The 15,385-nt window shown below is 66.8% G+C and carries 14 protein-coding genes; 7 read left to right on the top strand and 7 right to left on the bottom strand.

What is annotated here, in order from left to right; all coding sequences use genetic code 11:
* Positions 1 to 17 precede the first annotated feature (17 nt).
* Together LWW89_RS14160 and LWW89_RS14165 are read left to right on the top strand one after the other, a co-directional pair.
* Positions 18 to 3,233, top strand: a complete 3,216-nt coding sequence (locus tag LWW89_RS14160) for a multidrug efflux RND transporter permease subunit (RefSeq protein ID WP_293265234.1) — start codon at positions 18 to 20, stop codon at positions 3,231 to 3,233.
* Between the two features lie 20 nt (positions 3,234 to 3,253).
* Entirely contained in the window at positions 3,254 to 4,837 is a 1,584-nt protein-coding gene (locus LWW89_RS14165) for an efflux transporter outer membrane subunit (RefSeq protein ID WP_293265236.1), read from the top strand.
* A gap of 348 nt (positions 4,838 to 5,185) precedes the next feature.
* On the opposite strand, the gene LWW89_RS14170 is transcribed toward LWW89_RS14165, so the two are convergent.
* The 6 genes from LWW89_RS14170 to LWW89_RS14195 form a co-directional block, all read right to left on the bottom strand.
* Positions 5,186 to 5,830: a MarC family protein gene (locus LWW89_RS14170; protein WP_293265238.1), complete on the bottom strand. Its 645-nt coding sequence runs from the start codon at positions 5,828 to 5,830 to the stop codon at positions 5,186 to 5,188.
* A gap of 33 nt (positions 5,831 to 5,863) precedes the next feature.
* Complete coding sequence (locus tag LWW89_RS14175) at positions 5,864 to 6,814, bottom strand: SIR2 family protein (protein WP_293265240.1); 951 nt, start codon at positions 6,812 to 6,814, stop codon at positions 5,864 to 5,866.
* A 63-nt stretch (positions 6,815 to 6,877) separates the two neighbouring features.
* The gene (locus LWW89_RS14180) at positions 6,878 to 7,327 is read right to left on the bottom strand and encodes a YchJ family metal-binding protein (RefSeq protein WP_293265242.1); all 450 of its coding nucleotides are present in this window, start codon (positions 7,325 to 7,327) and stop codon (positions 6,878 to 6,880) included.
* A 56-nt stretch (positions 7,328 to 7,383) separates the two neighbouring features.
* On the bottom strand, positions 7,384 to 7,962 hold the full coding sequence (locus LWW89_RS14185; protein WP_293265244.1) for a PIN domain-containing protein: 579 nt from the start codon (positions 7,960 to 7,962) through the stop codon (positions 7,384 to 7,386).
* The gene (locus LWW89_RS14190) at positions 7,959 to 9,128 is read right to left on the bottom strand and encodes an NAD(P)/FAD-dependent oxidoreductase (RefSeq protein WP_293265246.1); all 1,170 of its coding nucleotides are present in this window, start codon (positions 9,126 to 9,128) and stop codon (positions 7,959 to 7,961) included. Before LWW89_RS14190 ends, LWW89_RS14185 begins: the two co-directional genes overlap by 4 nt.
* A 107-nt stretch (positions 9,129 to 9,235) precedes the next feature.
* On the bottom strand, positions 9,236 to 10,057 hold the full coding sequence (locus LWW89_RS14195) for a mechanosensitive ion channel family protein (protein ID WP_293265248.1): 822 nt from the start codon (positions 10,055 to 10,057) through the stop codon (positions 9,236 to 9,238).
* Between the two features lie 216 nt (positions 10,058 to 10,273).
* Here LWW89_RS14195 and LWW89_RS14200 point away from each other — a divergent pair, with 216 nt between their 5' ends.
* The 5 genes from LWW89_RS14200 (at position 10,274) to LWW89_RS14220 (ending at position 14,632) form a co-directional block, all read left to right on the top strand.
* Positions 10,274 to 11,122 carry a 3-hydroxybutyryl-CoA dehydrogenase gene (locus tag LWW89_RS14200; RefSeq protein WP_293265280.1) on the top strand — a complete coding sequence of 283 codons (849 nt, stop codon included), beginning with the start codon at positions 10,274 to 10,276 and terminating at the stop codon, positions 11,120 to 11,122.
* 186 nt (positions 11,123 to 11,308) lie between these two features.
* Positions 11,309 to 12,706, top strand: a complete 1,398-nt coding sequence (locus LWW89_RS14205) for a saccharopine dehydrogenase NADP-binding domain-containing protein (RefSeq protein WP_293265282.1) — start codon at positions 11,309 to 11,311, stop codon at positions 12,704 to 12,706.
* Positions 12,707 to 12,715: 9 nt separating this feature from the next.
* Positions 12,716 to 13,105, top strand: a complete 390-nt coding sequence (locus LWW89_RS14210) for a hypothetical protein (RefSeq protein ID WP_293265284.1) — start codon at positions 12,716 to 12,718, stop codon at positions 13,103 to 13,105.
* 1 nt (position 13,106) lies between these two features.
* On the top strand, positions 13,107 to 14,246 hold the full coding sequence (locus tag LWW89_RS14215; RefSeq protein WP_293265286.1) for a glutathionylspermidine synthase family protein: 1,140 nt from the start codon (positions 13,107 to 13,109) through the stop codon (positions 14,244 to 14,246).
* Between the two features lie 8 nt (positions 14,247 to 14,254).
* Positions 14,255 to 14,632: a DUF350 domain-containing protein gene (locus LWW89_RS14220; protein WP_293265288.1), complete on the top strand. Its 378-nt coding sequence runs from the start codon at positions 14,255 to 14,257 to the stop codon at positions 14,630 to 14,632.
* A gap of 77 nt (positions 14,633 to 14,709) precedes the next feature.
* On the opposite strand, the gene thpR is transcribed toward LWW89_RS14220, so the two are convergent.
* Positions 14,710 to 15,216, bottom strand: coding sequence for an RNA 2',3'-cyclic phosphodiesterase (gene thpR / locus LWW89_RS14225; protein WP_293265290.1), 507 nt, complete (start codon positions 15,214 to 15,216; stop codon positions 14,710 to 14,712).
* Between the last annotated feature and the right edge of the window lie 169 nt (positions 15,217 to 15,385).

The following is a 15,385-nucleotide window of genomic DNA, read 5'->3' on the forward strand; positions in this document are numbered from 1 at the left end:
CTTGCGGGGGGAGTGCCATGAACATATCCAAATTCTTCATCGACCGGCCCATCTTCGCCGGCGTGCTGTCGGTCCTGATCCTGCTGGCCGGGGTGCTGGCGGTGTTCCAGCTGCCCATTTCCGAATACCCGGAAGTGGTGCCGCCCTCGGTGGTGGTGCGCGCCCAGTACCCGGGCGCCAACCCCAAGGTGATCGCCGAGACCGTCGCTGCGCCCCTGGAGGAATCCATCAACGGCGTGGAAAACATGCTGTACATGCAGTCCCAGGCCAACAGCGACGGCAACCTGACGGTGACCGTGTACTTCAAGCTTGGCATTGACCCGGACAAGGCCCAGCAACTGGTGCAGAACCGGGTCTCCCAGGCCCTGCCGCGGCTGCCCGAGGACGTGCAACGCCTCGGCGTGACCACGGTGAAAAGCTCGCCGACCCTGACCCTGGTGGTGCACCTCATCTCGCCGGACGACCGCTACGACGCCACCTACCTGCGCAACTACGCGGTGCTCAACATCAAGGACCGCCTGGCCCGGCTCAACGGGGTGGGGGAGGTCTCGATCTGGGGCGCCGGCAACTACGCCATGCGGGTCTGGCTCGATCCCCAGAAGGTGGCCCAGCGCGGGCTGACCGCCAGCGAGGTGGTGCGCGCCATCCGCGAGCAGAACGTGCAGGTGGCCGCCGGGGTGATCGGCGCTTCGCCCACGGTGGGCGACGTGCCCCTGCAATTCTCGGTGAACGCCCAGGGCCGCTTGCAGACGGAGGAAGAGTTCCGCGACATCGTGCTCAAGACCGCCCCCGACGGCGGCGTCACCCGCCTGGCCGACGTGGCCCGGGTGCAGCTGGACGCGGCGGAATACGGCCTGCGCTCCCTGCTCAACAACAAGCCGGCCATCGGCATGGGCATCATGCAGTCCCCCGGCGCCAACGCCCTGGATGTGTCGTCCCAGGTGCGCGAGGCCATGGCCGACCTGGCCAAGGACTTCCCCGCCTCGGTGGAATACCGCATCGAGTACGACCCCACCCAGTTCGTCCGGGCCAGCATCAAGGCGGTGGTGCACACCCTGCTGGAAGCCATCGCCCTGGTGGTGCTGGTGGTGATCGTCTTTTTGCAGACCTGGCGCGCCTCGATCATTCCGCTGCTGGCGGTGCCGGTGTCCATCGTCGGCACCTTCTCTCTGATGCTTGGCTTCGGCTATTCGATCAACGCCCTGTCCCTGTTCGGCATGGTCCTGGCCATCGGCATCGTCGTCGATGACGCCATCGTCGTGGTGGAGAACGTGGAGCGCAACATCGAGGCCGGGCTGACGCCTCGGGAGGCCACCTACCGGGCCATGCGCGAGGTCTCTGGCCCCATCATCGCCATCGCCCTGACCCTGGTGGCGGTGTTCGTGCCCCTGGCCTTCATGACCGGCCTCACCGGCCAGTTCTACAAGCAGTTCGCCATGACCATCGCCATTTCCACGGTGATCTCGGCGTTCAACTCCCTGACCCTGTCGCCCGCCCTGGCGGCCATGCTGCTCAAGGGCCACGGCAGCGAGCCGGACTGGCTGACGCGGCAGATGAACCGCTACCTGGGCCGCTTCTTTGCCGCCTTCAACCGTTTCTTCGGCCGGGCGTCGGACAAGTACGGCCGGGGCGTCACCGGTGTCATTTCGCGCAAGGCCTCGGCCATGGGCGTCTATGCGGTACTGCTGGGCCTCACCGTGGGTATTTCCTATCTGGTGCCCGGAGGCTTCGTGCCGGCCCAGGACAAGCAGTACCTGATCGGCTTCGCCCAGTTGCCCAACGGCGCCTCCCTGGACCGCACCGAGGCGGTGATCCGCCAGATGGGCGAGATCGCCCTGGCCCAGCCCGGGGTGCAGAGCGCCATTGCCTTCCCTGGCCTGTCCATCAACGGCTTCACCAACAGCTCCAGCGCCGGCATCGTCTTCGCCACCCTCAAGCCCTTCGACGAGCGGCGCGGCAAGAACTTGTCGGCGGATGCCATCGCCGGGGCCCTCAACCAGAAGTACAGCGCCCTGCAAGAGGCCTTCGTGGCGGTCTTTCCGCCGCCGCCGGTGATGGGCCTGGGCACCCTGGGCGGCTTCAAGCTGCAGATCGAGGACCGGGGCGCCCTGGGCTATGCCGAGCTGGACAAGGCGGCCAAGGCCTTCATGGCAGGAGCGGCCAAGGCGCCGGAGCTGGGTCCCATGTTCTCCAGCTACCAGATCAACGTGCCGCAGCTGGACGTGGACCTGGACCGGGTCAAGGCCAAGCAGCAGGGCGTCTCCGTCACCGACGTGTTCGACACCATGCAGATCTACCTGGGCTCGCTGTACGTGAACGACTTCAACCGCTTCGGCCGCGTCTACCAGGTGCGGGCCCAGGCCGATGCGCCGTTCCGTGCCCGGCCCGAGGACATCCTGCAACTCAAGACCCGCAACCGGGACGGGGAGATGGTGCCCCTGTCGTCCCTGGTCAAGGTCAAGCCCGGCTTCGGCCCGGAAATGGTGGTGCGCTACAACGGTTTCACCGCCGCCGACATCAACGGCGGCCCGGCCCCCGGCTTCTCTTCGGCCCAGGCCGAGGCGGCGGCGGAGCGGGTGGCGGCGGAAACCCTACCCCGGGGCGTCAAGTTCGAATGGACCGACCTGACCTACCAGAAGATTCTGGCGGGCAACGCCGGCATCTGGGTCTTTCCCATTAGCCTGCTGCTGGTGTTCCTGGTGCTGGCCGCCCAGTACGAGAGCCTGACCCTGCCCCTGGCGGTGATCATGATCGTGCCCATGAGCATCCTGGCGGCCCTCACCGGTGTCTGGCTCACCGGCGGCGACAACAACATCTTTACTCAAATCGGCTTGATGGTGCTGGTGGGGCTGGCCTGCAAGAACGCCATCCTCATCGTCGAGTTCGCCCGGGAGCTGGAGATGCAGGGCAGTACGCCGATCCGGGCCGCCATCGACGCCAGCCGGCTGCGCCTGCGCCCGATCCTGATGACCTCCATCGCCTTCGTCATGGGCGTGGTGCCCCTGGTTACCTCCAGCGGCGCCGGTTCCGAGATGCGCCATGCCATGGGCGTGGCCGTGTTCTTCGGCATGCTCGGCGTCACCTTCTTCGGCCTCTTCCTCACCCCGGCCTTCTACGTGCTGCTGCGCACCCTGGATAAGCGCCACAAGCTTCATTCCGCCGCGCCCCACGAAGCGCCGCTCACCGCCCACTCGGCCCATGTGCCCCAGGCGGCCCACGACGCGAGCCACTGAACGGAACAGGACCCTTCATCATGACCCAACGTTTCAACTCCTCCCGGGGGCTGCCGCTGCTGCTCGCCAGCCTGCTGGTCCTGGCCGGCTGCTCCCTGGCCCCGACCTATGAGCGCCCCCTGCTCGACACCCCGGCGGCCTTCAAGGAGGCCGCCGCCGGCGATAGCCAATGGAAGCCCGCCCAGCCCGCCGAGGCTCAGCCCCGGGGCGACTGGTGGACGATCTTCGCCGACGACACCCTCAACGCCCTGGAGAACCAGGCCCTGGCCGCCAACCAGGACCTGAAGGCGGCCGCTGCCCGCCTCGCCCAGGCCCGGGCCCTGGAGCAGAACGCCCGCTCCGGCCTGTTCCCCCAGGTCGGTGTCGGCTTCGGGCCGACGCGCCAGCGCCCGTCCCCCGCGTCCCAAGGGCTGGCGGCGGATGCAGACACCACGCCCACCACCCTATGGCGCGCCCAGGGCACCGTGGCCTACGAGGCCGACCTGTTCGGCCGGGTGCGCTCCGGGGCGGATGCCGCCGGGGCCGACGCCCTGCAACAGCGGGCCCTGTTCCAATCGGTGCTGCTGGCCTTGCAGGCGGACGTGGCCCAGGCCTACTTTCTCGTCCGCGAGCTGGACGCCACGGCCGCCCTCTACCGCGAAACGGTGGAACTGCGCGGCCAGACCCTGCGCCTCTTTCAGCGCCGTTTCGACGAAGGCGACATCAGCGAGCTGGACCTGGCCCGGGCGAGAACCGAGCTGGCGGCGGCCCAGTCCGAAGCCCTCGGCGTGGCACGCCAGCGCGCCGTGGCCGAGCACGCCCTGGCGATTCTGCTGGGGCAGGCGCCTGCCGCCTTTTCACTGCCGCCCCAGCCCCTGGCGCGCCTGACCGTGCGCATCCCCGCCGGCCTGCCCTCGGCACTTTTGGAGCGACGCCCGGACATCGCCGCCGCCGAATACGCCATGGCCGCCGCCAACGCCCGCATCGGCGCGGCCCGGGCCGCCTACTTCCCCCGCCTCAACCTGACCGGCGCCTTCGGCTACGAATCCGCCGACCTGGGCGACCTGTTCAAGTGGAGCAGCCGCAGCTTCCTGCTCGGCCCCCTGGTGGGCACGGCGCTCAGCCTGCCGCTGCTGGACGGCGGCGCCCGCCGCGCCGGGGTGGATTTCGCCAACGCCAAGCACGAGGAAGAGGTGGCCAACTACCGCCAGGCGGTGCTCAAAGCCTTCAAGGAGGTGGAAGACAACCTGGCCGGCCTGCGCCTGCTCGATGCCCAGAACCAGGCCCAGGACGAAGCGGTGAGCGCCTCGCGCCGCGCCGCCCGGCTCTCCCACATCCAGTACCGGGAAGGCTCGGTGAGCTACCTCAGCGTGATCGACGCCGACCGTAGCGTGCTGCAACAGCAGCGCGTCGCCGTCAGTCTGGACGGGGAGCGCGCCCGGGCCACCGTGGGGTTGATCCGGGCGCTGGGCGGGAGCTGGGGCGAGGCCCCGGCGCCGGCGGCCGGAGCGAGCGATCCGGCGGCCCCGGCTGCGGGCCAAGCCGCGGCGGCGACCGGTTCGGCGCCTTCCGCCGCGACCCCGGCTGGCGCGACCGCCGGCCCCATGGCTACAGCCGCGAAGTAGGGCGGCGAAGTAAGGGCGAGGCGAGCCCTTGGCCGGCGCCCGCCATTGACCTGCCGGCACCGCCTCCGCTGCCGGGACGGTGCCGCCCTTGCCGCCGGATGGGAATCAAACCTCCTGTCCGGCGGTTTTTTTATGCATGCCACGGAAAGGCGCGTGGATAAAGGCGCTTGGCGATGTCTATCTGGAACCCCGCGCCCCTATTGGCGTTGCGCGATTCCTGCCTGGAGATCGGCCACTGGCGCGGGGAAGCGGGGAGGGGATATGCAGCGCGCGATTCAGGTCAGCCGCAATTCCACTGAGTGGAGGTTGCCCACGGCAGCGGCAAACTGCGCAAATAAAGCGCCTGGCCTAACCGGGAATCAGCACCGGGAACAGGCTGCGCAGCCCGGTGGCCATCATCTCCACCGCCATGGTGGCGAGGATGAAGCCGCCCACCCGGGCCACCAGGTCCAGGGTCGCCTGGCGGATTTGCCGCTCGGCCCGACAGGCCAGGTGAAAGCTCACCCAGCACGACAAGCCCACCATGACGATGGGCAGGATCACGTGGATCAGGTCCACGTAGCTGTGCCAGGCGCTGTTGGCCATCACGTAGCTGAACGCCGCTGGCCCGGCCAGCAAGGGCACCGCCAGGGGAATGATCGACGCCTTGCCGCGAGGCACCGCCGGCGCCCCGTCCGCCGCCGGGGGCGAGCCCTTGAAGCTGGTTTCCTTGCCCAACACCATGGCGATCGCCAGCAGCAGCACGATGATCCCGCCCCCCACCTGCATCGCCCCCAAGGACACCCCGAGCAGCCCCAGCAGCGGCATGCCGAGAAAGGTGGCCACCAGCAGCGCCACCGTCACGCTCACCCCGATGGTCCGGGCAAAGCGCACCTTGCCCGGAGCGTCCAGCCCCTCGGCGGAGGCCAGGAACACCGGAATCATCGTCACCGGCCCGACCAGGGCGAACAGGGTGACGGCTTTTTTGAGGGTTAAGGCGGCGATGAGGAGCATGGGGGGAGGTTATGGTGCTATTCAATAAAATTCCTAAAGCCTTTCCAGGAAGGTTGAAAGGTTTTCATCTTTAGGTTGTATCCATGTGTGTGTTGAGCAAATGCCGTCATTTAAGAGGGTGTTTGTTGGGTTGTAAAGAAAAACCTCGTCAAAGATTTTATCTTTTATCCCGTTTTTTATTTTTGAAATAATATGTTCATCTTCTTGCCTAAAACCAAATCCAATAATTGCCAGGGTGTTCTTTTGAATGCTGTCTCTTTTTTCTGAAATGGCTCGAAGTCGGTTGTTGTAAAAGCGTAACGACTCATGGCCTGCAATTAACCCCATCTTTACTTCTTGGTCGCCTACAACCAAGACGGGCCAACGGTAGGGAGGATTGTTGTAGTTGGTTTTTTTGAAAGGTTTGTATCGTAGGTCGCCATGTAGGTGGTGTATTTTTATTTTGGCCGCCGCGTCGGTGTTGAGTGAACCGTTGCCTCGCCAAAAATCTGTTATGTAGTCCCTGCGGGAATAGCCCTGTCCATATAAAATGTGGTCGAATATGGCATCAAAATTTGTTGTAAAATAATTAATTGACTCGTATTTTTTAATTATGCCGTCAATGCATGGGTTGAAGTGGTTTACAACCTCAAGCATTTGGCTGAGAGATATTGTTAGCTGTCTTTCAATCTGGTCCAGTGCGTCAGCAATTGAATCTTGGAGTGCTGACTGTTGGAATAAATCTGAAAAGGCATCCTCGTTCACTTGGAAACGTTTGAGGTCTTCTTTTGTTTTTTCAATGGCGAGGTTAATTGTAAGCAAGCCGCCCAAAATGTAGTCAAAAGACTCGGGGCTAAACAAGTTTTTTATTTCTGAGTTAATTCGTGAGTATACGTTGGTGCTAATTTTTTGGTAGGTGAAGTTAAGCAATTCATCCGCAAAATGACAAGACTGTGAAATTGCCATATTGAGGCCGGCACCCCCAATGATTGTGAGTTGGCGCATGACGGTTCTTTCCTGGGATTTTAGGGTGGGTAATTCCTCAAATAATACAACAATGGAATTTTTTTAGAAGGGTTGGGTTGTAACTTCGATTACATAAAACCACCGCCCATCCTCCCGCACGAACCGGCTCGTCTCCACCAGCCGGTGCGCCCGTCCCCCCACCTTGTAGCGGGCGACGAAAGCCACTTCGGCTTTATCGCCATCGGGGCTATGACGCTTGACCTCCAGCCCCAGCCATTGGGCCGGGGGCTCGTCGGCCAGGCCCAGGGCGGCGGGGCGGGTGGTGGGGTGCCAGGTGGCGAGCAGGTAGGGTTCCAGGCCCAGAACGTAAGCGCTGTAGCGGGAGCGCATCAGGGCTTCGGCGGTGGGGGCGGGGGGCGCCTCGGCGAAGGGTTCGGCGTGGTAGGGGGCGCAGCAGGCGGCGTAGGGGCGGCCGGTGCCGCAGGGGCAGGGGCCTTGGGGCTGTTGCGGGGTGCCGTGGGAGGCGAGTTTGTCGGGCTTGGTGCGGGTCATGAGGCTGAATCTAGGGCTTGATTGAGGGCCGGTTTGGGGCCGATGTGTGGCTGGATTTACGGATTCGGCGTCGCAAGCAGCGTGGTTTGATCCGCCAAGTGCTCGCCCGCCAGCAAGGCAGCCAGTTCTTCCGGCAGGAGCACCCGGTAGGGCAGGGGATTGAGGCGGCGGCGGTTGAGGCGCAGCACTTCCTTGTCCCGGCTGACCAGCCACAGGGCGCTGGCCCGGGCGGCCAGTTCGACGAACTTCTGGTCATCCTTGTCGCGGCAGCGGGGCAGGCCGCTGGCGGTATCCGGATCGGCCGGGGCGATCAGCTCCACCCGGGCGGCATAGGCGGCGTGGAATTCGGCTTGCTCGTCGGCGGCCAGGGCGAATTCGGGGTAGGCGAGCACCCGGGCCAACTCGTCCAGGGTGGTGGCGTCGGCGCAGGGGCGCAGGGCTCCGCTGTCGATGGCTTCGGCCAGGGGGGCGATGGACGGCCCCCGGGGCGGCTTGTTCTGGGCCAGGGCCCGGGGGCGGTAATAGAAGAGGTCGAGCACCGCGTTGGTGTCGAGCACGACCCGGCGCGGCGGGGCATCTGCCCGGGGGCCATGGGGTGCCGGGGTGCTTGCTGGATTCTGCATCGTGCCGCTCATTGCGTGGCTCCGGCCGGGGCCATGCCCTGCTCCAGCCCCAGCCGTTCACAGGCCAGTTCGGCCAGGGCCAGGCAGGAGGTGAGGCCAGGCGATTCGATGCCGTAGAGGTGGAGCAGTCCGGGGATGCCGTGGGTTTCCGGCCCTTGCAGGCAGAAGTCGGCGGCGGGCTGGCCCGGGCCGCTGATCTTGGGGCGCACGCCGGAATAGGCTGGGGCCAGGGCGTGGTCGGGCAGGTCCGGCCAGTAGCGGCGCACCTCGCCGTAGAAGCGCTCGGCCCGGGCTGGATCGACCCGGTAGTCGAAAGTGGCCGGATCGGCCGCCACGCCTTGGTCGGGCAGCCATTCCACGTCCGGGCCGAAGCGGGCCTGGTCGCCCAGGTCCAGGGTCAGGTGCACCCCCAGGCCGCCGGGTTCGGGCACCGGATAGATCAGCCGGGAGAAAGGCGCCCGGCCCGACAGGCTGTAGTAGTTGCCCTTGGCGAAATGCACCGGGGGCAGGTGCTCGGCGCCATAGCCGGCGAGGCGGGAGGCGACCCGGGGCGCGTACAGGCCGGCGGCGTTGATGACCAGGCGCGGGGCCAGTTCCATGGCGTCGCCGCCCTGGCCCACGGTGAGACGTAGGCCGTCGGTGCCGACACGGCCCTCGATCACCGGGCTGCCCAGGGCCAGGCTGGCGCCGTGGCGTTCGGCGTCGCCGAGCAGGGCCAGCATCAGGCCGTGGCTGTCGATGATGCCGGTGGAGGGGGAGAGCAGGGCGCCGTGGCAGTGCAGCGCCGGTTCCAGGGCTTGGACCTCGGCGGCGGTGAGTTGGCGCAGGTCGGTGACGCCGTTGGCCTCGGCCTTGGCGCCGATGGCTTCCAGTTCTCCCACCTGGGCGGCGCTGGTGGCCACGATCAGCTTGCCGCTGCGCTGGTGTGCCACGCCGTAGTCGGCGCAGAAGCGGTAGAGCAGTTGCCGGCCGGCGACGCACAGGCGGGCCTTGAGGGAGCCGGCCGGGTAGTAGAGCCCGGCGTGGATGACTTCGCTGTTGCGGCTGGAGGTTTCCTGGCCGATGGCCGTATGGGCCTCGACCACCACCGTTTCGATGCCGCGCTGGGCCAGGGCCCGGGCACAGGCCAGGCCGACCACGCCGGCCCCGATGACTACCGCGCCGACTGATTCGGCCATGTCACATCCTCGTTACGACAAAACCTTGCCATTGTACGAGGCCGTCGGGCGGTGGCGGCCCTGCCGATGACGGGATGGGCAGGGCCGGCGGCTGCCGGGTTAAGGCATCAGGGGGCCGGCTGCTGCATTACCACCACCTGGGCCGGCATGGGGGCGGGGAAGCCGGCGGCGGTGAGGGCTTCGCGGATCGCCCGGTTGCCGTCGAAATAGACCTGCCAGTAATTGTCGTTGTGGCAGTAGGGGCGCACCGCCAGCACCGGCCCGACCAGGTTGAAGTCGAGGATTTCCACTTCCGGCGGCGGGTCGGCCAGCACGTTGTCCACCGCCAGCAGTTTTTCCCGCAGCAGCACCATGGCCGCCGCGTGGTCGGCGCTGCCGGCCAGCTGGCACTTGAGGTCGACCCGGCGGTAGGGGTTGGCGGTGAAGTTCTGGATGGTGTTGCCGAAGATCCGGCCGTTGCCCACCAGGGTCATCACGTTATCCGGGGTGTTGATGGTGGTGGCGAACAGGCCGATTTCCTTGACCCTGCCGGTGACGCCGCCGGCACTGATGAAGTCGCCGACCTTGAAGGGTCGCAGCACGACGAGAAAGATGCCCGCCGCCAGGTTGCCGAGCAGCCCGCCCCAGGCGGCGCCGATGGCCACGCCGATGCCGGCCACCAAGGCGGCGAAGGTGGTGGTCTGGACCCCGAAATAGCCGAGGATGGCGACGATCAGAATGATGTTCAGGGTGACCGCAACGAAGCTGCCGACGTAGCGCACCAGGGTCGGATCGACCTTCTGCCGGGCCATGGCCTGTTGCAGCAGGCGTTCCGCCAGGCCGATCAGCCAGCGGCCGACGACCCAGAAGAGGATGGCGCCGATGACCTTGATGCCGATGTCGGTGGCGTAGGTCATGATCAGTTGGCGGTAACTGTCGAGATTTTCCATGGCGGTCTTCCGAGCGGGGTTGGGGGGAATTGGCGCGCTGCAATGACGAACGTATAACGATCCAGCCTAGACGGGAAATGTGGCAATTGCACGCACGGCGGTGGGGGGTAGGGCAGGTTGGCGGGGAGTCCCGACGGCGGTATGATGCAGCGCTCCCATACGTCTGCGTATGGAACCACGCACTCCGCTGCACCACTGACTACAAGGAGAGTAGGGATGTCCCAGCAAAAAATCGGCGTCGTCGGCGCCGGCACCATGGGTAACGGCATCGCCCAGGCCTTCGCCGTGGCCGGCTTCGAGGTGATCCTCACCGATATCGCCCAGCCCGCCCTTGACCGCGCCGTGGCCACCATTTCCGGCAGCCTGGACCGGCTGATCAAGAAGGAAAAGATGACCGAGGCGCAGAAGGCCGCCGCCCTGGCCAAGATTTCCACCGCCACCGACACTCAGGCCCTGGCCGTCGCCGACCTGGTGATCGAGGCCGCCACCGAGAACCTGGAACTGAAGACCAAGATCTTCAAGCAGCTCGACGGCCTGATGAAGGCGGACGCCATCCTGGCTTCCAACACTTCCTCCATCTCCATCACCAAGCTCGCCGCCGCCACCGGCCGCGCCGACCGGGTGATCGGCATGCACTTCTTCAACCCGGTGCCGATGATGGCCCTGGTCGAAGTGATCCGCGGCCTGCAGACCTCGGACGCCACCTACGCCACCGTGGAAGCCATCTCCAAGGCCGTGGGCAAGACCCCGGTGCAGGTCAAGAACAGCCCGGGCTTCGTGGTCAACCGCTTGCTCTGCCCGATGATCAACGAAGCCATCTTCGCCCTGGGCGAAGGCCTGGCCGAAGCCGCCGCCATCGACGAAGCGATGAAGCTCGGCTGCAACCATCCCATCGGCCCCCTGGCCCTGTGCGACATGATCGGCCTGGACGTGGAACTGGCGGTGATGCAGGTGCTGTTCGAAGGCACCAAGGACCCGAAGTACCGTCCGGCTCCTCTGCTGGTGGAAATGGTCGAAGCCGGCTACCTGGGCCGCAAGACCGGCAAGGGCTTCTTCACCTACTGATCCCGGGCGCGCGGTGTGCATGGCGCACCGCACATCGGGAACAAGCAGGAACAAGCAAAAAGGCAGGGCGGGATTTTTCCCGCCCTGCCTTTTTTGTTGCACGCGCCGCCGGCGGAATGCTCCCGGATTGTTACAATGTCATATCTAGGGGGCGAGAAGGCAGGGAGAACCTGCCCGGATTCCAACGTGACGACACAAACCAATCAAGCGCTTCATGCGTTCAGCGGCAGCTATGCGGGAACGATCCTGTTCGTCGGCTTCGGCAGCGTCGGCCAGGCGCTGCTGCCGCTGCTGTTCCGCCATTTTGACCTGTCGCCCAGGCAGATCCGCATCGTCACCGCCGACGAACGGGGGATGGATGTCGCCACCCTGTTCAACGTGGCCTTCACGGTCCAGCCCCTCACTCCGGAAAACCACCGGGAGGTCCTGGGGCGGCTCCTGCCCCGGGGCGGGATTCTCATCAACGTCTCGGTCGATGTCGCCTCCCTGAGTCTGATCGACTGGTGCCAGGACCACGGCGTGCGCTATCTGGACACCTGCATCGAGCCTTGGGTGGGGGGCTACACCGATCCGGCCCTGCCCGTGGAGCACACCACCAACTGGTGGCTGCGGGAGCAGGTCCTCGCCCGCCGCGGCCCGGGCCGGCCCACCGCCGTGGTGGCCCACGGCGCCAATCCCGGGCTCATCAGCCATTTCGTCAAGGCGGGGCTCGAACGGCTCGCCGGGCTGCGCGGCGTGGCGTTTGCGGCGTCGGCCGGCAACCATGCCGAGATGGCCCGGGACCTGGGCGTCCGGGTCGTCCAGATCGCCGAGCGTGACACCCAGCACGGCGGTCCGCCGTTGCCCCCGGGCGGCTTCGCCAACACCTGGTCGGCCGACGGGCTGATGGCCGAGGCCTTCCAGCGGGCCGAACTGGGCTGGGGCAGCCACGAAGGCGCCCTGCCGGCCGGCGCGACCCCGCTCGGCAGCGGCGGGCGCAGCCTGTACCTGCTCGAGCCGGGCGTGCGGACCCGAGTCCGCTCCTGGGTGCCATCGGCCGGGGAGCAGAGCGCCTACCTGCTGACCCACCATGAATCCCTGTCCATCGCCGACCTGCTGACCGTCGCGGACGGCGCGGAAGCCCCGGCCTACCGGCCCACGGTGTATTACGCCTACCGGCCCTGCCCGGCGGCGGAAGCCTCCCTGGAGGACTGGGCCGCTTCCGGCTTTGCCGAACTCGGTTACAAGTTCCTGCTGCGCAACGACCTGAGCGACGGCGGCGACGAGCTGGGCGCCCTGTTCGTCTTCGACGGCGGGGCCTACTGGTACGGCTCCACCCTGGCGCTGGAAGAGGCGCGCCACCTGGCCCCGTGCAACAACGCCACCACCTTGCAGGTGGCGGCCCCCCTGCTGGCCGCCGTGGCCTGGCTGGTGGAGCACCCGGACGAGGGCGTGGTCGAGGCCGAATCCCTGGACCACGAATTCGTGCTGGACATCGCCCGGCCCTACTTGGGGCGGATCGAGGGCATCCTGTCCGCCTGGAATCCGAAAGGCGCAGGCAGGGCGGGCGGCTTGCAGTTTTCCGACTTTATCGCCGCGTCCTGAGGAGGGACGATGAAACGTTCGCAACAGGTTTCGCTGGTGGTGCTGGGAACGATGGGGTTCGCCCTGTTCCACGGCTGCGACGACGATCCCAAGCAGGAAGTCATGGAGCCCCGCTACGCCAGCGCCGAGGATTGTCAGCGGGATTGGGGCGAGGACCCGCGCAACTGCACCCGCAACAGCGGCGGTTCAGGCGGCGGTGGCTACGTGGGGCCGCGCTACTACTGGGACCGCAGCCAGGGCACCCCGGTGGCGGTGGAGCCGGACGGGCGCCAGCGCGTCCTGACCAATACCCGGATCACTTCGGACCTGGCGCCGCCCTCGGCTCGCAGCGTCACCACTTCCTGGGTTTCCCGGGGCGGCTTCGGCGGTACCGGCGTGCGCATGTCGGGAGGCAGCTGAGGTGCGCCGCCTGGCCATCGCCCCGCGCCCCGACTTCCAGGCCCGGCTGGAGGCGGTCGGCCTCTCCTTCCACAGCTGGGACGATTATTGGCGCGAAGACGTCTGCTACGCCTTCAGCGCCGCACAGATCGACCACCTGGAAGCGGTGACCCTCGAACTGCACCGCATGTGCGTCGAGGCGGCCCGCTTCATCGTCGCCCGAGAACGCTTCGCCGACCTGGGTATTCCCGAGCCGTTCTGGGGCCCGATCGCCGAATCCCTGGCCCGGGACGACTTCTCGCTCTACGGCCGTTTCGACCTGGCCTACGACGGCCAGTCGGAACCCCGGTTGCTCGAATACAACGCCGACACCCCCACCTCGCTGCTGGAATCGGCGGTGGCCCAGTGGTACTGGCTGGAAGACCTGCGGGCCGGCGGACAGCCCCATCTCGACCAGTTCAATTCCCTGCACGAGCGGCTGGTGGAACAGTGGCGCCGCCTCGGCCGCCAGGGGGTGGAACGGGTCCATTTCACCTCGATGGCGGACAACGAGGAAGACTGGGTCTGCACCGCCTACCTGGCCGACACCGCCTTGCAGGCCGGGCTCCAGGCACCCCACCTGTACATCGGCGAACTGGGCTGGAGCGGCGCCAGCGGCGATTTCGTCGATCTGGACAACGCCCCGGTCGCGGCCCTGTTCAAGCTCTACCCCTGGGAGTGGCTGATGCGCGAGCCCTTCGGCTGCCACATCCCCGGCTCGGCCACCCGCTTCATCGAGCCGCTGTGGAAGTCCCTGCTCGCCTGCAAGGGGCTGTTGCCCATCCTCTGGGAGCTGTTTCCCGGCCATCCCAACCTGCTGCCGGCTTTTTTCGAAGCTGACCGGGGCCGCCTCGATTCCTACGCCCGAAAGCCTCTGTATTCCCGGGAGGGCGCCAATGTGGCCCTGTACGAGGGCGGGCGGCTGGTCGGCGAGGACGGCGGCCCCTACGGACAGGAAGGCTTCATCTACCAGGCGCTGCACCGGTTGCCCCGCTTCGGCGACCGCTACCCGGTGATCGGCGCCTGGGTCGTCGGCGACGAACCGGCGGGCATCTGCCTGCGCGAGGACGTTTCGCCGATCACCACCAACATGAGCAACTTCGTGCCCCATTACTTCGAATGAGGACCGCCATGGCCCCCGTGATCGCTTTTCTCCAGTACTTCTCCGCCGCCGTGGTCTTGCTGCTCGCCTTCGCGGCCCTCTACGTCAAGGTCACGCCCTACGACGATTTCGCCCTGATCCGGGAGAACAACAGCGCGGCCGCCATTTCCCTGGGCGGGGCCATGCTGGGCTTCACCTTCCCCCTCATGGCGGCCATCTACTACACCCACGACCTAGTGGAAATGCTCAAGTGGGCGGCCATCACCGGCGCCGTCCAACTGGTCATCTTCGCCGCCATGCGCCGCTACGCCCGGCGGATCGAGGAAGGCTGCACGGCCCCGGCGATCCTCATGGCCTGCGCCGCCGTCGCCATCGGTCTGCTCAACGGGGTGTGCATCAGCTACTGACGCTGCCTTCGCACCACCCCAAGCCAACAGAACAGGCAGCCGGGAGCGATCCCGCGCTGCCTTTTTTCATCTGGGGCTCAGGCGGTGGCCGGGTAGCGTTCCAGCACCGTGTAGGGTGATTCCTGGCCCGGGCGGCTTTCCACCAGCACGTAGTCGCGGACCTGCCAGCGCAGGGGCAGGGGCGGAACGGCCGGTACCAACCTGCCGGCCCGGCGGGCCAGGGTGACGTGGGGGTGGAAGTCGGCGCTGTCGGTGGGCAGGCCCAGGTCGGCCAGGCGCTTTCCCAGGGCGGCGTGAAGGTCCGCCATGCCCGGCGCCATCGCGTCCGTGGCGAGCACGGCAATGCCGTGACGCCAAAGGTCCGTCCGCTCCAGCCCGAAGGCGAAGGGGGCGAAGGGGATTTTCAGGCCATGGCGGATTTCCGCCAGGCGCGAACGCGGCACGTGGCCGATGTAGTGCAGGGTCAGGTGCAGGGTGTCGGGCCGCATCAGCCGGGTGCCGGCCGCCGCGCTCCAGGCGTCCCGCTGCCGCACCAGGGCCCGGCGCACGCCCGCATCGGGCCACAGGGCGAGGAACAGCCGCACCTCCTCGCCGGCGGCGGGGGGATGTGCAGGTGGCCGAGGAGGCGGAAGAGGGAGCGTGCTCACTCTGCCAGTGTAGCGCCGCCAGCCCCCGAAACGCCCCGGGACAACGCCGGCCGGGAACTGCCGCGCCCGCGCCATGGCCCAAGCAACAGGGACGGTTTGGCGCGAA

Source organism: Oryzomicrobium sp. (genome assembly GCF_021287045.1).
Classification (GTDB): domain Bacteria; phylum Pseudomonadota; class Gammaproteobacteria; order Burkholderiales; family Rhodocyclaceae; genus Oryzomicrobium.